The following is a 21,055-nucleotide window of genomic DNA, read 5'->3' as shown; positions in this document are numbered from 1 at the left end:
GCAGTTTCCTCCCCGGAAGTAGGCGATAGGAGCAGACGGTCGGAGCCTGCGAAGTATCGGTCGTGGCTGAGTCGATGTTTGTGATTCCGCGTACGTCCGTAACCGGTTCGGACGCTGCCCGGGTCCCCCATCCGGGCGGCGGCGTGGCACCGTCGGCCCTACGAATATGCCACTCGAGGGGTCTTTCCACACAATTATCCACAGATGTGGAGAACTCTGGGGAAATGTGAAATGAGATTGCGCTGCGCCGCTATACGGCCTGGACCTGCGGTTCTGCAGCAATCTTCTGGCAACGTAGATTAGCTCGCGCGACGGCCGACGGCTAGGGGTGTGGACGAACTCACGGTTATACCCAGGATGCGTGACTCCCGTGGAACAGTTCCAGCAGGCCGCGGGACGGGTGGGCCGAGTTTGACCCGCACTTTGCCGATCAGTACCCTCGTACAGTCACCCCTTGGTGCGGTGGCGGTCCTGTGCTGACCGTGTCAGGTCGTATCGACCTCGTGCGCCAGGACCGACGCGCATCGATGATGACCACCTCGCGATTCATCGCGCAAAAGACGTATTACCAACAAGCTTTGGGCGCCGAACGGTGCCCACCTACTCGAGGAGTGTTGACCGTGGCCAAGGGCAAGCGGACGTTCCAGCCGAACAACCGTCGTCGGGCGCGGGTCCACGGCTTCCGTCTCCGGATGCGCACCCGCGCTGGTCGCGCCATTGTTTCCGCGCGTCGCAGCAAGGGCCGCAAGTCCCTCACTGCCTGATCCTCGCTCTCGGACGCTCGGGTGTTGCCTGAGCCGTATCGGTTGCATCATCGTGCCGACTTCTCCCGGACGGTGCGCCGCGGCCAGCGAATCGGGAGGCGAGATCTGGTCGTACACGTGCTCGTGCACGGGTATGACGGAAGCATGGGCGCGAGTGGACGACGAAGCGATGCGGCAGAGGCCGGATCGTTGGTCCGTGTGGGCGGTCCGCGGTTCGGATTGATTGTCAGCAAGGCGGTGGGCAACGCGGTGATTCGACACCGCGTCGCCCGCCGCCTGCGTCATATGTGCGGTCAGGTGATCGCCGAGCTACCCGCCGATGCCGACATCGTGATCCGTGCATTGCCCGGCGCCGCGACCACCGACTCGACAGAGTTGCTCCGTCAGCTACGTGGCGCGCTGCGCAAGCTCGATATCGTGGGCCCATCGACTACCGTGGCCGGTGTGGGATGAGTACGCGCTCCACCGTTGCTCGGCTACCCGCGAACACGGTGATCTTCCTGATCGAGCTCTACCGGACGTATGTCTCCCCCATGCGCCTGCCCGTGTGCCGTTTCACCCCGACCTGTAGCGAGTACGCGGTGACCGCGTTACGCACTCGTGGGCTGTTCGTCGGCCTCGGATTGACGGTCGTGCGATTGGCGAAATGCGCACCCTGGCACCCTGGTGGGTGGGATCCCGTTCCGGAGCGAAAAATACGCGAACGGAACGAGTCAGCCGCCGACCAGCAGGCCTCGGCGCCACACGCTTGTAAAGGATCACCGCCCGCGGTGATCGGCGATACGAACGACGGGAGTGCATAGAGCCGTGCTCGACTTCATTTATTATCCGGTGTCCTGGATCCTCTGGTTCTGGCATCGGGTCTTCGGGTTCGCGTTCGGCGCGGACAACGGTCTCACCTGGGCACTGGCCGTGGTGTTCCTGGTGTTCACGCTGCGCCTGGTGCTCTACAAGCCGTTCGTCAAGCAGGTGCGCACCACCAAGCAGATGCAGGAGCTGCAGCCCCAGATCAAGGAGCTGCAGAAGAAGTACAAGAACGATCGCCAGAAGATGGCGACCGAAATGCAGAAGCTGCAGAAGGATCACGGCTTCAACCCGTTGATGGGCTGCCTGCCGATCTTGGCGCAGGTGCCGGTCTTCCTCGGTCTGTTCCACGTGCTGCGTTCGTTCAACCGCACCGGCACCGGCATCGGCCAGCTCAGCATGTCGGCCTACGACAATGCGCACACGCCGAACTACGTCTTCAGTGCCACCGACGTCCAGTCCTTCCTGAGCGCGCGTATCTTCGGCGCCCCCATCTCCGCCTTCATCACCAGCCCGCCGAGCCAGCTGCAGGCCTTCGCCGATTACGGCGGTGTGCCGACCAAGCTGAGTATCGCGCTGGTCTCCATCCCGCTGATGGTGATTGCCGGTCTGGCGACGCACTTCAACGCGCGCGCCTCGGTTGCCCGGCAGAGTCCGGAGGCTGCGGCCAACCCGCAGTCGGCCATGATGAACAAGCTGGCGCTGTGGGTGTTCCCGCTCGGCGTGCTGGTCGGTGGCCCCTTCCTGCCGATCGCCATCCTGCTCTACTGGGTCTCCAATAACATCTGGACCTACGGACAGCAGCACCTCGTCTTCGGCCGCATGGCGAAGGAAGAGGAAGTCAAGAAGCAGCAGAAGCTGGAGCAGCGCGCCCAGAACGCGCCGAAGCCCGGTGCGAAGCCGGTCAATGTCAAGAAGAAGCAGTCACCCGCCGATGAGACACCCGTCGATGCGAATGCCGATGCCGTGGATGCGGTCGACGCGGCACCGTCGACGAACGGCACCGCGAAGTCCCCGACCAAGGCGGGACAGCGGCGTTCGGGCGGGCAGAAGCGACCAGGCAGCCGCGGGCGACCCAATCAGAAGCGACGGCGCTGACACAGCGTGCGCCTGCGGGACTCTGAGCAACCCTGTTCGCGTTCTCCGATCGGCGCCGGTCGCCGGTCGCGCGCGATGAGCAGACGAAGGAAATCAAATGACTGTTGAAACCGACGGAGGGGACGCCACTGTGGCGACGACGACGATGGTGAACGGCGAAGCCGATGCGGGGACCGAATCCACCGATGCCGAGGAAGCTCTCATCGAAGAGGGTGAAATCGCGGGCGACTACCTCGAGCAGTTGCTCGATGTGCTCGACTTCGACGGCGATATCGATCTCGATGTCGAGGGTGACCGTGCCGTCGTGAGCATCGATGGCGGCCGTGATCTCTCGAAGCTGGTCGGTCGAAACGGCGAGGTGCTCGATGCATTGCAGGAACTGACCCGCCTGGCCGTGCAGCAGGCAACCGGGGTGCGCAGTCGGCTCATGCTCGACGTGGCTGGCTGGCGCGCTAAGCGTCGCTCGGAGTTGAGTGCGCTGGGTACCGCAGCGGCGCAGCGGGTGCTGGAATCCGGAAAGCCGGAGCCGTTGGCGCCGATGACTCCGTTCGAGCGGAAGATCGTGCACGACGCGGTCGCCGCGGTCGACGGTGTCAGCAGTGAGAGCGAGGGCGTGGAACCGAATCGGCACGTTGTCGTGGTGCCTGCCTGATTCGCGCTCTGTGATTGGATTAGGGCCTCCGGTCTTCGGACCGGAGGCCCTCTTCATGTCTTTAATGCGCTGTCCTCCCCCGGCCCCATCGCCGCACTGATCGACTCGAGTTCGGAAGGATGTTTCACGTGGAACGAGATCTCGGTGGCATCACCGCGTTGCCGAATGAACTGGAGCCCCCGGCCACGGCCGCGGTGGTATTCGGAGATCGGCTAGATCTCGCGCGTCGGTACTGCGCCGCCCTCGCCGCCGCCGGTGTCGATCGCGGACTGATCGGTCCCCGCGAAGTGCCGAGGCTATGGGATCGGCACATTCTCAACTGTGCCGTGGTCGGTGAGTTGATGGCCGAGGGCGCCACCGTGGTCGATATCGGCAGCGGCGCCGGACTGCCCGGAATCCCCTTGGCGATAGCGCGTCCGGATCTCCGGATCACCTTGGTCGAGCCGCTGTTGCGCCGCACCATCTTTCTGAGCGAATTTATCGAGTCGGCCGGACTGGATGTGACGGTGGTGCGCGGTCGGGCGGAGCAGTCGGGCGTGATGAAGGAAGCGGGCGGCGCGGATGTGGTGACCTCTCGAGCGGTCGCTCCGCTGGCGAAACTGGCGCAGTGGTCGCTCCCCCTGTTACGCGATCATGGACGGATGCTCGCGCTGAAGGGAGTCAGCGCGGCCGAGGAACTCGAGCGCGACAGTGAGGCATTGGCGAAGGCGGGCGCCGGAAATGCGACCGTGCTGGAATGCGGCGCCGGACTCGTCTCTACTCCCACCCTGGTGATCAGTGCCGAGCGGCTGCCGCGCGCTGAGCGCCCCTCCCGTCGGGGCGGCAGGTCGGCGCGGAAGTCGAAGTAGCCCTATCCGATTCGCGTCGATGTTTCATGTGAAACGGCGCGCCTAGGCGTCGGCGCCGTCGTCGCTGCAACGTCAAACTTCACGTGACGATTCGAACCTGGTGCCATCGGGTGGGGAAATCGATGATCCCCATTGCGCGAGGCTCATTGGACACGAGAGCGACGGGGCTTGAGATACCCGCTTCCGCTCCGAGGGTCTCGGAAAGAGCTGCCGACACTGAGGCGCATCGGCGGTAACGCCGGAATCTTTGGAACCACATCGGAATTGCGCGTCCGGATCACTCTGGAATGCAGCGCCGGACGCGTCTCGATCGCCGACGTTTCATGTGAAACCGAATTCTGCTACTGGTCTGGGACTTCATGTCTCATGTGGAACCGAACTCGGGAGTCGGTCCGGAGCTCTATGTTTCATGTGAAACCGAACGCGGGGACGTCGGTCCCGAGCGTCATGTTCCATGTGAAACCGAACGCGCGGGCGTCGGTCCCGAGCGTCATGTTTCATGGGAAACGGCGAATCGGCCACGTCAATCTCGTTCGCGGCGACGCGATCCGGCGCAGATTTGCGTGTCCTTTGCGCGAAGCCGCGATTCAGCTTTCTTATCGCGCTGAGTGCTGGCAAGCTAGTGAGCGTCGGGCGTGAGCGTTGGTGCCACGGAGGGATCTGGGTGTCGCAGCGGCGGAAGCTCCGCTCGGTCGATCGAGGCGCCGCGGTCTCGATTGAGCATCAAGTTCGATCCGACACAGCTAGTGATGACACGGCGTCGAATTCGGTCGGGCGCACGTGATCTGAGGTTCTCGCGTTAGGAGCTGTCTATGTCGAGCGGTCCGGCGAATGTTTCACGGGAAACAACGTCGCGCGTGCCGGGGATGCTGGACTCCAGCACCTTCGATGCGGAGGCATTTGGAAGCACACCGTTCGGGCACATCTCCCCCAGTGAGACCCCGATAGCGGCCGAAGCCCAACGCGCAAGCCAGATATTGCATCCAGGAAAGGTGACAGTGCCGAAACCGCACGAGCAACGGATCATCACCATCGCCAATCAGAAGGGTGGCGTCGGGAAGACGACTACCGCCGTGAATCTTGCGGCCGCCCTGGCGCATACCGGGATGACGGTTCTCGTGATCGACCTCGATCCCCAGGGCAATGCGAGTACCGCTCTGGGCATCGAACATCACTCGGGCGTCCCGTCGAGTTATGAACTCCTGATCGGCGAGGTTTCGGTACGCGACGCGATCCAGCAGAGCCCGCACAGCGAGCGCCTACTGTGCATTCCGGCGACCATTGATCTTGCCGGTGCCGAGATCGAATTGGTTTCCATGGTGGCCAGGGAGGGGCGACTCAAGGCCGCCATCCAGGAGGCCAATATCGCCGGGTACGACATCGATTACGTGATGATCGACTGCCCGCCGTCGCTCGGTCTGCTTACCGTCAATGCGCTCGTCGCCGCCAAGGAGGTGCTGATCCCGATCCAGTGCGAGTATTACGCGCTGGAGGGCGTCGGGCAGTTGCTCCGCAATATCGGTCTGGTGCAGGCGCACCTGAATCCCGAACTACATGTCTCGACAGTGATTCTCACGATGTACGACGGTCGGACCAAGTTGGCCGACCAGGTCGCGGAGGAAGTACGCGGGCACTTCGGCGATGTAGTGCTGAAGTCGGTTATCCCTCGCAGTGTGAAGGTCTCCGAGGCGCCGGGCTATGGCATGACGGTGCTCGATTATGATCCAGGCTCCCGGGGTGCGATGAGTTATCTGGACGCCGGTCGCGAAATGGCCGCGCGCACGGCGATTCGGCCGGGTGCGGCAGAACGCGCGCAATGACGAACGAGGAAAGGGTCGGTAGCCGATGACTCAGGCGAAGAAGGGCGGGCTAGGCCGCGGACTTGCCGCGTTGATTCCGACGGGACCGGCGGCCACACCGGGACTAGGTGCCACACCCGGACTCGGCAGTGCCGCAGCCAATGTCGTCATCGGCGTAGATCCGATCGGACCGCAACCGGCCTCCGCCTTCCTGCACCGGGTCCCCGACCCCAGCGACGAGCAGCTGTCGGATGGCGGTGCGACCTATCGCGAAATTCCGCCCGAGCAGATCGAACCGAATCCCAAGCAGCCGCGCCACGTCTTCGAGGAAGAGGCGCTCGCCGAACTGGTGCACTCCATCAAGGAATTCGGTCTGATGCAGCCCATCGTGGTGCGTCGGCTCGAGCCGGGGGTGGACAAGTATCAAATCGTCATGGGCGAGCGTCGTTGGCGCGCTTGCCAGGAGGCCGGGCTCGCGGCGATTCCGGCTATTGTCCGCGAGACCGCAGACGACGCGATGCTGCGGGACGCCCTCTTGGAGAACATTCACCGGGTGCAGCTGAACCCGCTCGAAGAGGCGGCGGCCTATCAGCAGCTGCTCGAGGAATTCGATGTCACCCATGAGGAATTGGCCGCCCGAATCGGTCGATCCCGACCTGTGGTGACGAATATGATTCGCCTGTTGAAACTGCCGATCCCGGTGCAGCGCCGGGTTGCGGCTGGCGTACTTTCCGCCGGACACGCTCGCGCGCTGCTCGGCCTCGAGGCAGGCGCCGACGCCCAAGAGGTACTCGCCGCCCGTATCGTTGCCGAGGGACTGTCGGTCCGGGCCACCGAGGAAGCCGTCACCCTGGCGAACCGGGATCCGGATCAGGCCGCTCCGCCTACCTCCCGGCGCAAGCCGATTCATATGCCGGGTTTGCAGGATGTGGCCGAGCGGCTGTCGGAATCCTTCGACACTCGGGTCACCGTGAGCCTCGGCAAGCGGAAGGGCAAGATCGTCGTCGAATTCGGTTCGGTCGAAGACCTCGAACGCATCGTGGGCATGATGGAGCATCAGCAGCTCGGCAAGTGACAGAAGTGGCAAAAATAGCCGTGTGTTTCCGGTAGGTAGGTGTTCCGCGTCGAAACGTCACTGTGACGGCGCAGAAATTCCTCCTACGGAGGGGCTCCTTACCAACAGCACAGCGACGTGGAATGAGGCGGGTTCGCTTTGATCGCATATTCTTGCTGGCGAGTGAATGCAGCGTGAGTGTGGATGAATCGGATAGCTGGAGGCTGAGCAGAGCGGTGTCGACCAGCGTCACAGGACTAACCCTCGGCGGGCTCGACAAGTTACCCGCGCATGCGCGGCGTTGCGTGTTCTGGGAGATCGATCCGGCCGTGGCCGCGACCTCCCGTGACTTCAGCGATCCGGTCTTCGAGAAGGAAGCCTGGCTGTCCACGGTCATGCTGGAGTGGGGTTCGTGTGGCCAGGTCGCGAACGTGGACGGCAAGGTCGCGGGGTGTGCGCTGTATTCGCCACCGAGCGCGGTGCCCCGTGCCGGCCTCTTCCCCACCTCACCGGTCAGCCCGGATGCGGTCCTGCTGACCACGCTGCGGGCCGAATTCCCGTATAAGGATGCCGACATAGCCCACCGCCTCATGACGGCCGTGGTGGCCGATCTGGTGCGTCGCGGTGTACGTGCCTTGGAGGCCTTCGGGATTCGCACCGATCCCCCGGCGACCGCGATGTCGGATCGTTCGCTCGGCTCGATGCGGTTGATGGAGCGGATCGGGTCACCGGTCCGGGACGCGGCCTCGGCCGGTAAGGCGACCGAATGTTCGCCGGAGACCTGCATGATCGAGGCCGACTTCCTGGAGGACGTGGGCTTCGAAGTGGTGGCGCCGCATTATCGTTTCCCCCGGCTGCGCTTGGAGCTCGACTCCGATCACGGCTGGAAGGAAGATGTCGAGCGCGCGCTCGATCAGCTGCTCGCCGCCGCCTCCCTGACGGTCCCCTTCCGCGTTGGAGCCCCCTGAGGCTCCGGTCGAACAAAGTGCGCCCTGCCGACGGTTCCGGCAGGGCGCACTCGTATTGGAATTATTTGTAATCTATTGAGCCAGAAAATAATTCGCTACATCCGGTCGGCGGCGGCCAATTCCTCCGCCAGCAACTCGGCGAAAGTGTATGTGCCCGTTGGCTGATCGTCCTGGCCGAGTAGATACAGCCGCTTCACCGAGATGAGGATGGCCTCGGCGATCACATCGCGCATCCGTGGATTAGTGAGTACCGACGCGTCGTATTCGTTTGTCAGATAACCGATATCGACCTGGACGGTCGGCATCTTGGTGAGCCGCAATAGATCCCAGGTGCGTGCGTGAGTCCGACAGTCCTGCAACGATGTTCGAGCGACCACCTCGCGCTGAATGAAGCCGGCAAGCACCTGGCCGATCATCGATACCGATCCGTGCGAGTTGCCGAAGTGGAAGCTCGCCACACCGTTGGCGGACGGGCTCGGATTGGTCGCACAGCGCAGCGAGATCATCAGATCGGCGTCGAATGCATTGGAGGTATCCGCGCGCTCGGCATCGGTCGGATTGGCGCCCCACGGCCGCGACAGGAAGGTTTCCATGCCGGTGGCGGCCATCCGGCCCTCCAGCCTGCTGGCCAGATCCCAGAGGATTTCCGACTCGTAGACATCGCCGTATTCGGTGGGTACGCCGAAGCCCTTATCCGGGCCGCCGAGGCCGGGATCGATGACGATCCGCTTGCCGGTGAGCTGCGGCCCGGCCCGGTGCACGACCTCTTCCTCGGCGATCCGATGCGGATTACCGCCGGTGACGCGCGCCCCGAGCAACTCCAGCGAGCGCAGCGTATCCGGGCCGCAGATGCCGTCCGCGGCTAAGCCGATCTCCCGCTGGAATGCGGTGAGCGCCTCATGTGTGTGCGGGCCGAAGTAGCCGTCGACGCGGTGCACATAGAAACCGAGGTCCTGCAGCCGGCGCTGCAAGGTTGCCACATCGTCGCCGTAGAGCGGCGCCGAGAGCTGGTAGATCAACGTGCGGGCACCCAGGCGATAGGAGGCTTCCTTCAACGCGCGGTAGGTAGCCGGTCCGACGACGCCGTCGACGAGCAGTCCGCGGTGCTGTTGGAAGGCGCGAACCGCCGAGTCGAGCTGGCGATCGAAGGAAGCGTCGGTGTCCATCCAGTACTCTCGCGCATCAGTGTGATCTGTCGCGGCGGAGTGCGTATGCAGAAACCCGAGACTTGCCAGGGTGCTCCGAACCTCGGCGACGGCTGGACCGGTATCGCCGTGACGAAGTCGGTGCATGCGTGAGAGCCCTTTCCTTCCGTCAACCCGGGTACCCACTCATGCGATGGCTAATACCGTCGCACGACCGGAGGTCGGTCGATTGTCTCAGACCCGGACCGGAATACAGCAATTCCCGGCGTCCAGGCATCCTACGGCGCGTCGTCGATTGACGGCGTTGTTTGACGAATACGTCAGATGATGCCGTCGAGTTCACGCAGCAGGGCGGCTTTGCCCTTCGCTCCGACGATCTGCTTGACCGGCTTGCCACCGGAGAACAGCATCATAGTCGGCAGCGAGAGAATCTGATAATCGCGGGCAACGCCCGGATTGGCATCCACATCGACCTTCGCCACGGTCAGCTTATCCGCGTGCGTGCCCGCGATCTCCTCCAGCACCGGGGCGACCATCTTGCACGGACCGCACCAGTCGGCCCAGAAGTCGACGAGTACCGGCTTCGCACTGAGCAGCACATCGTCGGCGAAGGACGCGTCGGTCACGGTGACCGTGTTTTCGGACATGGGTATCTCCTTGTAGTGCAAAAGTGATGAGATCAGTTGGTGGGCACGGCAATTGGGTTGCCCGCGTGACCCAGGGTGTTCGAGGTGATGTCACCCTGTTCGGCCAGCCAGCGTTCGGCGTCGATCGCGGCGCGGCAGCCGGTTCCCGCGGCGGTAATGGCCTGGCGGTAGGTGTGGTCGACCAGATCGCCCGCGGCGAAGACACCGGGCACCTTGGTCGCCGTTGTGGGGTGCAACACCTGCACGTAGCCCTCGTCGTCCAGCTCTACCTGATCCTTGACCAGCTCGCTGCGCGGATCGTGGCCGATCGCCACGAACAGGCCGGTCGCGGCCAGCTCGGAGGTCTCGCCGGTGCGGGTATCGCGCAAAGTCAGGCTGGTCACGCTGGTATCGCCGTTGACCGCGGCGACCTCGGCATTGAGTACGAACTTGATCTTCTCGTTGGCCTTGGCACGCTCGAGCATGATGCGCGAGGCGCGGAATTCCTCGCGGCGGTGCACGATGGTGACGCTGCTGGCGAACTTGGTGAGGAAGGTCGCCTCCTCCATGGCGGAGTCGCCGCCGCCGACCACCACGATGTCCTGGCCCTTGAAGAAGAAGCCGTCACAGGTGGCACAGGCGCTGACACCGCGGCCGAGCAGCTTCTGCTCACCGGGGACGTTCAGATAGCGCGCGGCCGAGCCCATGGCGAGGATGACGGCGTAGGCCTGGTAGGTCTCATCGCCGACGGTAACCGTCTTGACCGGACCGCTCAGGTCGATCGCGTCCACATCCTCGGTCCGGATATCGGCACCGAACCGCTTGGCCTGTTCGCGCATCTCCTCCATGAGATCCGGGCCCATGATGCCAGCGCGGAAGCCAGGGAAGTTTTCGACCTCGGTGGTGGTCATCAGTGCGCCGCCGAACTGAGTGCCCTCGAACAGCAGGGGCTGGAGTTCGGCACGGGCTGCGTAGACGGCGGCGGTGTAGCCGGCGGGTCCGGAGCCGACGATGATCAAGTCGCGAACTGCGTTGCTCATGTGACCCTTCCGAGGGAGATTCATTAGACGTGTCGGTCAACAACAGGGTAAACGGTGTTGTTCCCGACGTGATGTGGGACAACCGCACGAGGTGACCTCGCCCACTCCCTAACCGATATCGGTGACGGCCAACTGCTGCGGATCCTCGGCGCCGCAACCGATTCCGACGACCAGCGCGGTGATCTTGTGCGGGCGCGGGCCGGTGAGCAAAATAAGCACGGCGTCCTTGCCCTGGAAGGTGGTGTTGGTCGAACCGAGTACGTTGCGATCCAGGCCGTTGGCATGGACACAACGATTCAGAGCCGCCGGGGTGCCGAGGGTGCCGGTGACGTCATTGCGACCGAGGGCGCTGAGTGCGACGGTGGTGTCGAGTTCATCACCGAGTTGGACATTGCTCGTGGTCGGCTGGGCGCTGGGAGCCTCTTCGTGCCCGCGCAGCGCGTCCATCACCACCGCGACGCAGGCCACGACCGCGATCACGGCGGCTGCTGCGGCGGGCCAGCGGAGGTTGCGGGTACGGTGTCGCGGCAGCTGGATGGGCGCCTTGTGCTCGGAATCCGTTGCATCATCGGCGGATTCGGGCCACGCCGCGGTCGATGATGTCGTCTGTGCGGTGACCGATGGCAGCCGATGGACGGTTGCAGCCCGCTGGTTCGGCTCCTGCGCCGCATCGAGGCCTTCGACGAAATCCTCCAGCCGGGCCGCGATATCGGCGGGCATAGTGTGGATGACGCGCTCGTCCCGGCCGAGCGCGCGCAATTCGGCGCTGACGTCATCGAGTGAGTTCAGGAAGCGCAGCGCGTCCGGATCATTGCGGACCACCGGCCACAGCTGCTCACTCAGCTCCGGCGCCACATTGTCGGCGTGTAGATCGGCGAGCAGTTCAGGTGAGAACGGAGGCTGCGGAACGGATCGGTTCGCCATCGCACCTCCGGGTTCTCGAGTAGACGCCTGCCCGCACGGCGCGGGCACTGCCTGTACATCGTCTGGTTGTCCGTCACTATTAATGACGCAGCTCAACTACTTCCGGTTCCGCGGATCACGCAGAAATTCCAAACGTTCTTGGAGCCGCTGCCGACCGCGCGCGCATCGGCTCTTGATGGTGCCCTCCGGGACGCCGAGCAGCGCCGCTGTCTCCGCGACACTACGCCCCTCCAGTTCCACCGCGACAAGCGCCGCGCGTTGCTCCTCCGGCAGCGTGAACAGGGCACGGTCGACGACGAGCGACATTTCCAGTTCGGCGATATCGTCGCGGGTGTCCTTCGGTTCCGGCATCGTCTCCGGCGACAGCGAGACCGCACGGCGGGTCTTATTGCGCCGGATCCGGTCCAGGCAGGCGTTCACCACGATGGCGTGCAGCCAGCTGCGCACCTCGGCTTCGGCGCGGAAGGTGGCGGCGGTGCGGTGTGCCGAGAGCAGGGCGTCCTGGAGCGAATCGGCGGCGTCCTCGCGGGTGTAGGAGGTGCGCAGGGCGGTCTGCCAGAGGTGGTCGTTATGGCGGCGCAGCAATTCGGCGAACGCATGCCGCTGGCCGTGCACATGGGCTTGCAGCAATTCGACGTCGGTAAGCTCGTCGGGAACGAACGAACGCTCGCGGAACGCAACGGGCCGCGACTTCCCCTCGTGGGAATCCTCGCTCAGTTCGGACGGCAAACCAACCCCTTGGACAGCTCTCACGGCGATGACGGACACGAGCGACCACCATCGAAATTTCGCAGCATCCAGGATCGAACAACCAGAACCCGGGGAGCTCCCCCTGCTGTGAGAGCGCGGCTAGATCATATCGTTAGTAAAGAATTGGCAGCAACCAGAGCAGTCAGGCTGAATCGGCGCGCAAGCCCGGGGAGTCGACACCGGCGGGCGGGATGCGAGAACATTCGCAAGAACATCGGTAACTCGTCGAGCAAGCCCGAAAAGTCAACGGGCACTTCATGAAGGACCGGAACGCGGCCCCAGCTGCACTTATTGGTACGGCCTGAGAACTCGGAGAGTGGTCATGCCGCGGCGTCGAAGCGGATTTCGGCGATCGAGGTCTGGAACTGGCCACCGGAATTGCCGAGTCCGGTGATCCATACGAGCACATAACGGGCCGCCTGATCGCCGCGGACCGGGATTTCGGTGATGCCGTTCTCTAGTCGTGCCGAACCGATCAACTGAGTCTGGTCCAGCGTCGGCGAGGCCGTTGGCGAGGTGCGGATCTCGACCGAGGTGCCCGCACTCGGCGATTCGATCGAGACGCTGGTCAGCTTGGCCGGACTCGGCAGGGTGGCCAGCAGCCCGACGCCCTTCTTGAGCGCCGGGAACTGCTGGAAGTACTGATCAGTGCGCCAGACGGTGCCCGGATCGTGATCGAGCACCGCACCGGTACCGCTGACATTGTCCGGCGTGCCCTCCGGGGAGAAGACCGACACACTCGTCACCGGGACCGGCACCCCACCCGCGGCCGTCCCCGTCGTACCACCGGAGCTCGGCGCGGGCGCGGGTGAACTGTTCGTGGTGAGGCCGATATTGCGCTGCTCGTTGAGCGGTGCATCCGAGGCGGTCGGTGCGAAGACGCTGACCATCCACCAGATGATGATGCCGACCACCAGCGCGGCCAGGATGCCGAGCCCGACCATGATCCACATCATCCGCTGCGAGCGTTCTCGTTCGGCCGCAAGCAATTCCGGATCGGCGAGTGATTCCTCGGCACCGCTCGGCGGACGCTGCCCGAGGCGCAGCACCGGGATGAAATCGGTCTTCTGGTCGACCACGGATGCCTGTTCGAGCACATGCTGCACGGTCGCCGCGGTGCGCACACCCTTATTCGACTCCAGCGAACGCACCGCGACCGCCGAGATCTCGAACGGCACCTCGGGTCGGATCTGCCGTGGCTCGACAGGGGTGCCGTCGGAACCGAAATCGGCCAGCCGCAGCCCGCCGACCGTCGCGGCGGTACCGGTCATGCCGCCGGCGCGGATCGGCCAGCGCGCGGTGATCAGTGCGTAGAGCATGGCACCGAGGCCACGCACATCCGATTGCGCGTCGGAATCCGACAGCGTGCCGGGGAAGGCGAGTACCGCGTCACCGGTGGCGCTGATCCGGACCCGGTCCGGATGGTCGATGGACAGCGAACCACCGCCGCGATGCGCCAGTTCCGCGGCCGAGGCCAGTGCCCGGATAGCACGGGCGGCGCCGATGGGAGACGGCACCGTCTCGGCCATTTCGCGCAGCGAGCGGCCCGGCGTCCATTCGGCCACCACGATGCCGCCGGAGCTGCCACGCACCACATCCAGTACGCGAGCCAGGCCCGGCGAATTGATCCGGCCCAAGCGCAGCGTGCGCGACAGGATGGCCTGCGGACCGTCGTGCCCGGAGTTGTCGGTGGCCTTCTGATCGGCGTCGACGAAGGTGAGCGCGACCTCGCGGTCGAGCTTGATATCGAGCGCCTGCCAGAACTTGAGTCCGCGGGATCCACCGTGACTCGCGAGCAGCCGGTAGCGGCCGCCCGCTACGGAAGCGCCCGGAATCAGCTTGGGGCCGCGCGGCGTTCTTCGACCGGCCTCGTCCATCGGCGGTAGTTGCGGCGGGATCGGGATCATCCCGGTGTCGTACATCGGATCGCGCTGCGGGGCCTCCCGCGGTTGCTCACCGGTTCCGGGCGCCGAATCATGCTCCGGCGGACCATTATCGGCATCCTGATTCGCGTATGCGGGATCGGAGGCCTCCCCGGCGGGCGGAACATCTGTGGAGAGCCCGCCTGACTTGGTCACAGCAGATTCGGCGGCTGGGACGCTGCCCAGCGCCGCGTCGTCGCTCACCCTCGTTCCTCCTTCGCCCTGATATGTCGAAGTTCCGGCGAACTCGCCACTTGTGCTTCTCTGCCGAACAGGGTACGGGAACTCACCCATACCGGTGCTGTCAACGGTATGAGCTCGGATCACGGGTAGCACCATGGTTTGGGCATCCATGTACGGGTCGAAACCAGGGTATGCCACATACGGCTCGGGCCGCCGGAACACCTGTGTCGCGTACTCGTCCTCGACCGGGCCCTCGAGATCGAGATCGGGGGCGGGCGGGGTGAATCCGAGGCGCCGCGAGATCGCGACGGTGATCGCGACGATCTCCGGGATACCGGCCAGGCGCATCAGCCCGAAGGCGACCGCGAACATCACGATGGCCGAGATGATCACCCGGATCAGCGAGCCGGGCCCGCCGGAGAGGCGGTCGAGTCCGAGCACCTTGTCCACGATGAGCATGACCGCACCGCCCGCGATCGAGGACAGCAGGACGCGGCTCACCGTGCGTCCGACGTTGACCATGCGTAGATCGCCGAGGCTCTGGTGCAACAGATAGCCGCCGATCACGGCACCGGCCAGGAAGCCGAGTCCGGTCGCGACGCCGAGAATGATCACGACCTGATCGCTGCTACTGGCCAGCACCGGGGCCAGCGCCGAGAACAGGATCTTGATCGTGGTGATGCCCAGGATGATCCAGGTCGGCGTCCACGCCTGCTCCCTGGCGTAGAACACGCGCAGATGGATCAGCACCAGGGAATACGGAATCAGCGCGAAGGCCGACCAGCTCACCGCTTCGCCGAGGCGCGCGGCGTCGCCGGAGAACCGCGCATAGCCGAACAGCGCCTCGCCGACCTGCGGTCCGGCCAGCGTCAGGAAGGTGACCACCGGCACGAGGGCGATCATCGTCAAGCGGGTCGCGACGGACAGATCGTCTACGACAGCGGGGGTGTCATCAGCGGCCGCGTTTCGGCTCAGCCGCGGCATGATCGCGGTGAGCAGCGTGACGCCGAGCACGCCGTAGGGCAGCTGCAGCAGCAGCCAGGCATTGGTATAGATCGCCGGGCCCGCCTCGTCGGCGGCCGAGGCGATGTGGTTCGAGACGATCAGACCGATCTGGCTGATCACCACGTACAGGATGATGGCCGAACCCATCTTGCCGAATTGCTTGAGCCGCGCGTCGATACCCCACAGCGGACGCAGATCGATCTGATTGCGCTTGATCGCGGGCAGTAGGCTCAGCGCCTGGGTCGCCACACCGAGGGTGATGCCGCCGCCGAGGACGAGCAGTTTCGGATCGCTCATCCGGACCGGATCCAGCGTGATCTCGCCCGGTGTGAGGGCATAGAGACCGAGCACGACCAGCACGACGAGATTGTTCAGCACCGGCGCCCATGCCCCGGGTTTGAAGTTCTGGCGGGTATTGAGGATCGCCGTGAACAGCGCCGACATGCCGTAGAACAGGATGGCGGGCACCAATAGATAGGTCAGCGCCGTGGTCAGTTCGGTATTGACCTTGCCGTCCGAGGAGACGAAGACCCTGGTCGCCAGCACCGGCGTCGCCGCAGCGGCGAAGAGCGTGGCCGCGGCGAGCACCGCGAAGGCGGCGGTCACCAGTCTGCGGACGAATGCGACGCCGCCGTCATCGTCCTCTTGTTCGGCGCGCACCAGCGTCGGTACCACCATCGCGGTCAAGACCGCGCCGAGCACGAGCTCGGTGATCATATTGGGGATCAGGTTGGCCGAGGTGTAGGCACTCGCGACGGCTGGGCCGAGCGCGGTCAGCAGCAGCAGCTGTTTGCCGAAGCCGGTGACGCGGCTGATCAGGGTCGCGATCGCGATGGATCCGGAGTCGCGCAGCAGGCGCGAACTCGCGTTCTGTTTGGTTTCGGTGGCGACCGGAGTCGATGTGGGTGCGGCGGGCCATTCCTGGGTCCGCGGCCTCGCAGCTTCCCGAGGTATGGGACGGTGCTGCTGTTCAACCGGTTGCCGCCGTTCGACTGGCGGTTGATGCTCTACCGCTCGCTGTCGTTCGACCAGGGGCTGCCGCGCCACGGGGGGCTGTGGCGGCGGTGTTTGATAGCTCGGGCGCGGCGCCTGGTAGTTCGGCGGCGGTGCGAAACGCTGAGGCGGCACCCGTGGCGGCGCGCCCGGCGGTCCAGGTACCGGCGGACCGGGCGGCATCGGCCGTGGTCGGGCCGGTCCGGGCTGTTGCGGCGGTGCCGGATATTGCCGCTGACCAGGATGCGACTGCTGACCAGGATTCGGGCGGGGTTCGGGATACTGCTGTGGTTCCGGATATTGCGGACGGGGCACCGGCCGCTGCTGCGGTCGGGGTTGCCTGGGTAATGCGCCGGACGGTGGTGCCATCGGGCCGGTGGGCGGCTGCGAGACGCGCGGTGTCGGGCGGGGCGGCGGCATCGGTCGCTGCGGCTGACCGGGACGACTCACCTGCGGGACGCGCGGCGAGTCGCCGAAACGTTCATCGGCAGTCATCGGCGCGTCCTCCGGTTCCACCGGTGACTGCGCCAAGGGACGTTCCCAGGGTGCCGAGGGCGCCCGGCGGGCCGGGGGTCCGTCGGGCCGATCAACAGGTGGTTGCCGATGAGCGGATAGATCATCGTCGCTCATCGTGCCTCCTGCGCCATGCCATCCCCCGCCGCCGGGCCGAATGACGCCCAGGGTGTTACCCGATTGTCCTCCACGATGCCATGCGCGGTGCGGGGTCGGCACCGATCGGCGGCAACCGAGGGCCTACAGGTCGGTCGAATGAGCACAGCGACGACAGCCGGGTACGAGCGAGGTGTCCTCGTCCTCATCCCGCCTCCTGCTGCTCCCGCTGCTGTACGCGCATCCGCGCCCGTCGGTACCGATTGACCCGGCGTCGGGTGCCCGGATCGAAACCCTCGTCGGCCGGATCCGGCTGTCCTCGGAACCGACGCCACAACCGGCGCCCGGCCAACAGGAACAGCAGTATTCCGGCACACGCCGTAATTATTGCCAAGGTCTGACCGTAAGCGTTGGAACGCACCGAGACCGAGGTGGGACTGCCGAGTGCGACACCGTCGGACGTGGTAAGGGAGATCGGAATGACCAGGTTACGGCTATCGGTGACCTCGGTCGGGATCTGGAACGACCGGCTCCCGGTCGGTGGCAGCGTCTCCTCACCCGGATCGGTGATCTTCGTCTCCGTCGGCGCCTCGATCCGGAACCGGACCCGAATGGCGACCGGCAGATCGTTGCGTGCGACCAAGAGCAATGGGCTCTGTTCGGAGGCCAAGGTGTACACCCCGCCTGGCGGCAGCACGGTGACCGAACCATAGAGCCGGTCCAGCGTGCGTGTCGTCTGGTCGAGTCGGCGCTGGGCATAGGTATCCGGCTGTGCGGAATCGCCGGAGCGCCGGTCCGAGAGGGTCAGTACGCGCAGCAGATCGTCGCGCAGCGGGGTCAGATATTGGTTCGGCGTCGGCTCGTTCTCGGGCACCTCGACGAGCGAGCGCATGAGATCGGTGATCCGATGACCCTGTACGCGGACCGGGAACACGAAACGGTCCGGTACCGCGTCATGGGCGGCTTGCGGCAGATAGTCGGGTTCGTGCGGCTGTGCGTCGGGCGGTTCGGCGACCAGCTCGGCGAGCGTGCGAGGGGTCGCCAGATTATTGCGCAGCAGCAGGTCGACCTGCTCGAGGATCGCGGTGGCCTCTTCCCGGTTCGCGCTCCACTGCTGCGGCGGCACCAGCAAGAGCGAGCGCGGGCGGCTCGGTTCCGGGTTCAGCGCGGACCAAGTGATGGCGCCGAGTGCATCCTGCAGACGAGCCATCCGGGAGTCGTTGGTCACTTCGTAGCGCACGCGTGCGGGGGTGAATGACGGGGTGGGCGGGTTGGAGCCAACGGCGGCGAGGGCGGTCGCGGACCAGATATCGAAGGTCGCCGCATGCAATGCCGGATCGGCGGGCGGATTCGCGGGCGGAGCCTGGGTGCTGGCGGGCGCCGCGCTCGTGGTGGGTGCGGATGTGCTCGGTGACGCGCTGGACTGCGGTTCCAGTGTCGGCTCCGGCGTGACGGGCACCGGGGCGATCTGGGCGAGCCGGACCACATCGGGCGTGCTCGTCTCCGGCACCGGCTGAGCAGAACTGGTCTGGTTGGCGGTGCTCTGATTACCGCCGCGTCCGGTGGTGATCGGCTCCGAATCCGTCGAGGTGCCGGCGGTGCCGAGCGGGACGGCGGCACTATCGGCCACTACGGCGGTCCCGAAACCGTGGCCGCGCAACAACATTCCCGCGCTCTCATCGATACTGCCGGAATCCGGCACGCTCACCCCGCGCACCGATTTGGTGGCCAGGATGGAATCGACGATATCGGCGGGGTCGTTCAGCGCCCGAGTGGACAGCTCGGGATCGCCGACCGCGGCCAGTGCCGTGAGATCGACCTGCGCGAACGGCAGCGCGACCGTACAGGTCGATGCGGCGACCGCGCGCAGCCGGTCCAGCCAGGTCTGGGCTTGGTCGGCGCCGGTGCCCGCCCTGGTCGCACCGTCCGGATCGGACGGGCTGGCGAGTACGCGATAACCCTTGGTCATCACCTGCGCGGTGATCAGTAGATCGGGATCGACCGCGACGCAGACGGCCGAGGTCAGCGTGCGATCGCGACTGGCCGGATTGGTGCCGAGCACCGATTCCAGCGCCCCGAGCAATTGATCCAGCCGCCCGCCTTTGCCCAGCGATGCGGCCAGTTCATCATCAGTGAGCTCGGCCTTCCCATTGAGCGGGCCGGTCACACCGGCGACCAGCCGCGGGCGGTCGGCTAGCGGCCACAACAGTGTCGTCGCCACCGGGGTATCGGGCGTGGCGGGCACCGGAGAGGTGATGTCGACCGCCGGCGGAACGCCGAGCACCGGCAGGAGGAACCGTGCGTCGTCGAGGCGGGCCTGGGTACCGTAGGCCGGTTCACCATTGACATTCAGTAGCAGCGGATAAATACCGGGCTTGCTGATATCTAGCGCGGGCGTACCGCCGTTCGAGCGCAACGCGATGCTGATCGTGAACTGTTTGCGCTGGCCGGGACTCAATCGATCGGCGACATCTTCGAACGGACCGGTCACGTCGTAATTGACCTGGTCCAAGCGCAAGGTGGAGCGCAACGCACTCGGTGTCGACACCGCGGCGGCCCGCTGGATGCGGACGCTGACATCCTGCACCACCCGATCGCCGATATTGGTGACGGTGCCCGCGACCGTCAACATCGGATCGCTGGTGGTGGTCACCGCGGACGGATTCACCGAATCCAGGGTGAGCTTCAGGAATTTCGGCGACGACGAACTATTGGGCGTCGTCGGCTGGGCGGCGGCGGGCTGGGCGAGCAATACCGGAACCGCCGGTGCCGACCCGAGAATGGTCAGGACCGCAGCGATGATCCGCAACAGGCCCACCCGTCGCCCGACCACCACCCCCCACGGAATCGCTGCGCGATGCCGGAAAGTCTGGGTCATCTCTTGCCGGTCTCCATCCGGTCGATCATCCGATTCGCCACTTCGGCCAAGCGCCGCTCATCGGCATAGGCGAGCCGAGAATCCAATTCGCTCAACGGAACCCACGCCACCTGGGTGACCTCGACGTCGGCATCGGAGAGCTCACCACCGATGGAACGCAGCAGATAATGATGCACGGTCTTGTGTACCCGGCGACCCTCGGTGACGAACCAGTAATCAATGCTGCCGAGTTCGGCGACCACTATCCCATTGATTCCGGTCTCCTCGGCGACTTCCCGGATCGCGGTCTGCTCGGGCGTCTCCCCCTCTTCGATATGTCCCTTGGGCAGCGACCACAGCAGTCTGCCACGCCGATCGGTCCGCCCGATCAGCGCCGCACTGCGTTTATCGCTCGGTCCGTCCAACCCGTCGACCACGAGTCCACCCGCCGAGGTTTCCCGTACCGTGCGCATGCGAGGTTTCGCCGCGTTGGCGGCCGAACCGCGGCGCCGGGGCTGGCGGCGTCGACTGTTCGCGCGATCGGCCGGAGACACCACGCAATCCTACTGTGCTGAATTGCCGCGCCTCCGGCGCGGCGTGTTGGCGGCCCCCTTCTGTCTCGCGGCCGAGCCGTCGAGACTCGCGCCTGCGGCGCATGCGCTTCGACGACTCGGCCCGCGATACGGGCCGCCAACTCCTCGCTCGTAAGACAGCTCCGTGGTAGTCACCGAAGTGCGGATCGTTTCGGCGCCGGATGTACGCAGCCTCAGCGGCCGAGACTCGCGACTTCGTTGCCTGCGCTTCGCCCCTCGGCGAGACGGGCCGCGAACGGTCGCTCGTAAGAGAGTATGGGTGAGAGCCCGCGGCGGTCGTCCTGACTCTTCGTAAGACTGACCTCGGTGTCTTGGGCGACATCGGTCGGTCGGTCCGCCGCGGGGCCCTCGTGCACGCACCGGACATCGCTCCGTGATGGTCACCGAAGTGCGGATGGTTTCGGCGCCGGATGTATGCAGC

At 65.3% G+C, this 21,055-nt stretch carries 17 protein-coding genes; 9 read left to right on the top strand and 8 right to left on the bottom strand.

The window, feature by feature from the left end:
- Positions 1–620 precede the first annotated feature (620 nt).
- From rpmH to ACQP2U_RS42020, 9 genes are all read left to right on the top strand, one after another.
- On the top strand, positions 621–764 hold the full coding sequence (rpmH, locus tag ACQP2U_RS42060; RefSeq protein ID WP_084483849.1) for a 50S ribosomal protein L34: 144 nt from the start codon (positions 621–623) through the stop codon (positions 762–764).
- A gap of 21 nt (positions 765–785) precedes the next feature.
- The gene (gene rnpA, locus ACQP2U_RS42055; protein WP_433712722.1) at positions 786–1,217 is read left to right on the top strand and encodes a ribonuclease P protein component; all 432 of its coding nucleotides are present in this window, start codon (positions 786–788) and stop codon (positions 1,215–1,217) included.
- Positions 1,214–1,567, top strand: a complete 354-nt coding sequence (gene yidD, locus ACQP2U_RS42050) for a membrane protein insertion efficiency factor YidD (protein ID WP_433712721.1) — start codon at positions 1,214–1,216, stop codon at positions 1,565–1,567. Before rnpA ends, yidD begins: the two co-directional genes overlap by 4 nt.
- A 4-nt stretch (positions 1,568–1,571) precedes the next feature.
- Positions 1,572–2,666: a membrane protein insertase YidC gene (gene yidC, locus ACQP2U_RS42045; RefSeq protein ID WP_397039796.1), complete on the top strand. Its 1,095-nt coding sequence runs from the start codon at positions 1,572–1,574 to the stop codon at positions 2,664–2,666.
- A gap of 145 nt (positions 2,667–2,811) precedes the next feature.
- Entirely contained in the window at positions 2,812–3,318 is a 507-nt protein-coding gene (locus ACQP2U_RS42040; RefSeq protein ID WP_433716784.1) for a protein jag, read from the top strand.
- Between the two features lie 119 nt (positions 3,319–3,437).
- Positions 3,438–4,166, top strand: a complete 729-nt coding sequence (rsmG, locus tag ACQP2U_RS42035) for a 16S rRNA (guanine(527)-N(7))-methyltransferase RsmG (protein WP_433712719.1) — start codon at positions 3,438–3,440, stop codon at positions 4,164–4,166.
- 866 nt (positions 4,167–5,032) lie between these two features.
- Positions 5,033–5,986: a ParA family protein gene (locus ACQP2U_RS42030; RefSeq protein WP_433716783.1), complete on the top strand. Its 954-nt coding sequence runs from the start codon at positions 5,033–5,035 to the stop codon at positions 5,984–5,986.
- A gap of 25 nt (positions 5,987–6,011) precedes the next feature.
- A complete protein-coding gene (locus tag ACQP2U_RS42025; RefSeq protein WP_433712718.1) occupies positions 6,012–7,040 on the top strand; it encodes a ParB/RepB/Spo0J family partition protein in 1,029 nt (342 codons plus the stop codon).
- Positions 7,041–7,255: 215 nt separating this feature from the next.
- Positions 7,256–7,987 carry a GNAT family N-acetyltransferase gene (locus ACQP2U_RS42020; protein WP_397039785.1) on the top strand — a complete coding sequence of 244 codons (732 nt, stop codon included), beginning with the start codon at positions 7,256–7,258 and terminating at the stop codon, positions 7,985–7,987.
- A gap of 95 nt (positions 7,988–8,082) precedes the next feature.
- Here ACQP2U_RS42020 and ACQP2U_RS42015 read toward each other — a convergent pair whose 3' ends face one another.
- From ACQP2U_RS42015 to ACQP2U_RS41980, 8 genes are all read right to left on the bottom strand, one after another.
- Positions 8,083–9,279 carry an N-acetylmuramoyl-L-alanine amidase gene (locus tag ACQP2U_RS42015; protein ID WP_397039782.1) on the bottom strand — a complete coding sequence of 399 codons (1,197 nt, stop codon included), beginning with the start codon at positions 9,277–9,279 and terminating at the stop codon, positions 8,083–8,085.
- 173 nt (positions 9,280–9,452) lie between these two features.
- A complete protein-coding gene (gene trxA / locus ACQP2U_RS42010; protein ID WP_364496984.1) occupies positions 9,453–9,779 on the bottom strand; it encodes a thioredoxin in 327 nt (108 codons plus the stop codon).
- 32 nt (positions 9,780–9,811) lie between these two features.
- A complete protein-coding gene (trxB, locus tag ACQP2U_RS42005; RefSeq protein WP_433712716.1) occupies positions 9,812–10,798 on the bottom strand; it encodes a thioredoxin-disulfide reductase in 987 nt (328 codons plus the stop codon).
- A gap of 108 nt (positions 10,799–10,906) precedes the next feature.
- Positions 10,907–11,722 (bottom strand): hypothetical protein, encoded by an 816-nt coding sequence (locus tag ACQP2U_RS42000; protein WP_433712715.1) that lies wholly within the window; start codon positions 11,720–11,722, stop codon positions 10,907–10,909.
- A 96-nt stretch (positions 11,723–11,818) separates the two neighbouring features.
- Positions 11,819–12,451, bottom strand: a complete 633-nt coding sequence (sigM, locus tag ACQP2U_RS41995) for an RNA polymerase sigma factor SigM (protein ID WP_433712713.1) — start codon at positions 12,449–12,451, stop codon at positions 11,819–11,821.
- Between the two features lie 341 nt (positions 12,452–12,792).
- Complete coding sequence (locus ACQP2U_RS41990) at positions 12,793–17,205, bottom strand: lipid II flippase MurJ (protein ID WP_433712712.1); 4,413 nt, start codon at positions 17,203–17,205, stop codon at positions 12,793–12,795.
- Between the two features lie 184 nt (positions 17,206–17,389).
- Positions 17,390–20,062, bottom strand: a complete 2,673-nt coding sequence (locus tag ACQP2U_RS41985) for a DUF6049 family protein (RefSeq protein ID WP_433712710.1) — start codon at positions 20,060–20,062, stop codon at positions 17,390–17,392.
- A complete protein-coding gene (locus ACQP2U_RS41980; protein WP_062981726.1) occupies positions 20,059–20,595 on the bottom strand; it encodes an NUDIX hydrolase in 537 nt (178 codons plus the stop codon). The genes ACQP2U_RS41985 and ACQP2U_RS41980 overlap by 4 nt, the downstream gene beginning before the upstream one ends.
- Positions 20,596–21,055 lie beyond the last annotated feature (460 nt).

Source organism: Nocardia sp. CA-084685 (genome assembly GCF_050955785.1).
Lineage (GTDB): Bacteria > Actinomycetota > Actinomycetes > Mycobacteriales > Mycobacteriaceae > Nocardia.
The sequence above is the reverse complement of the archived record's forward strand: the minus strand, read 5'-3'. Positions and strand labels throughout refer to the sequence as shown.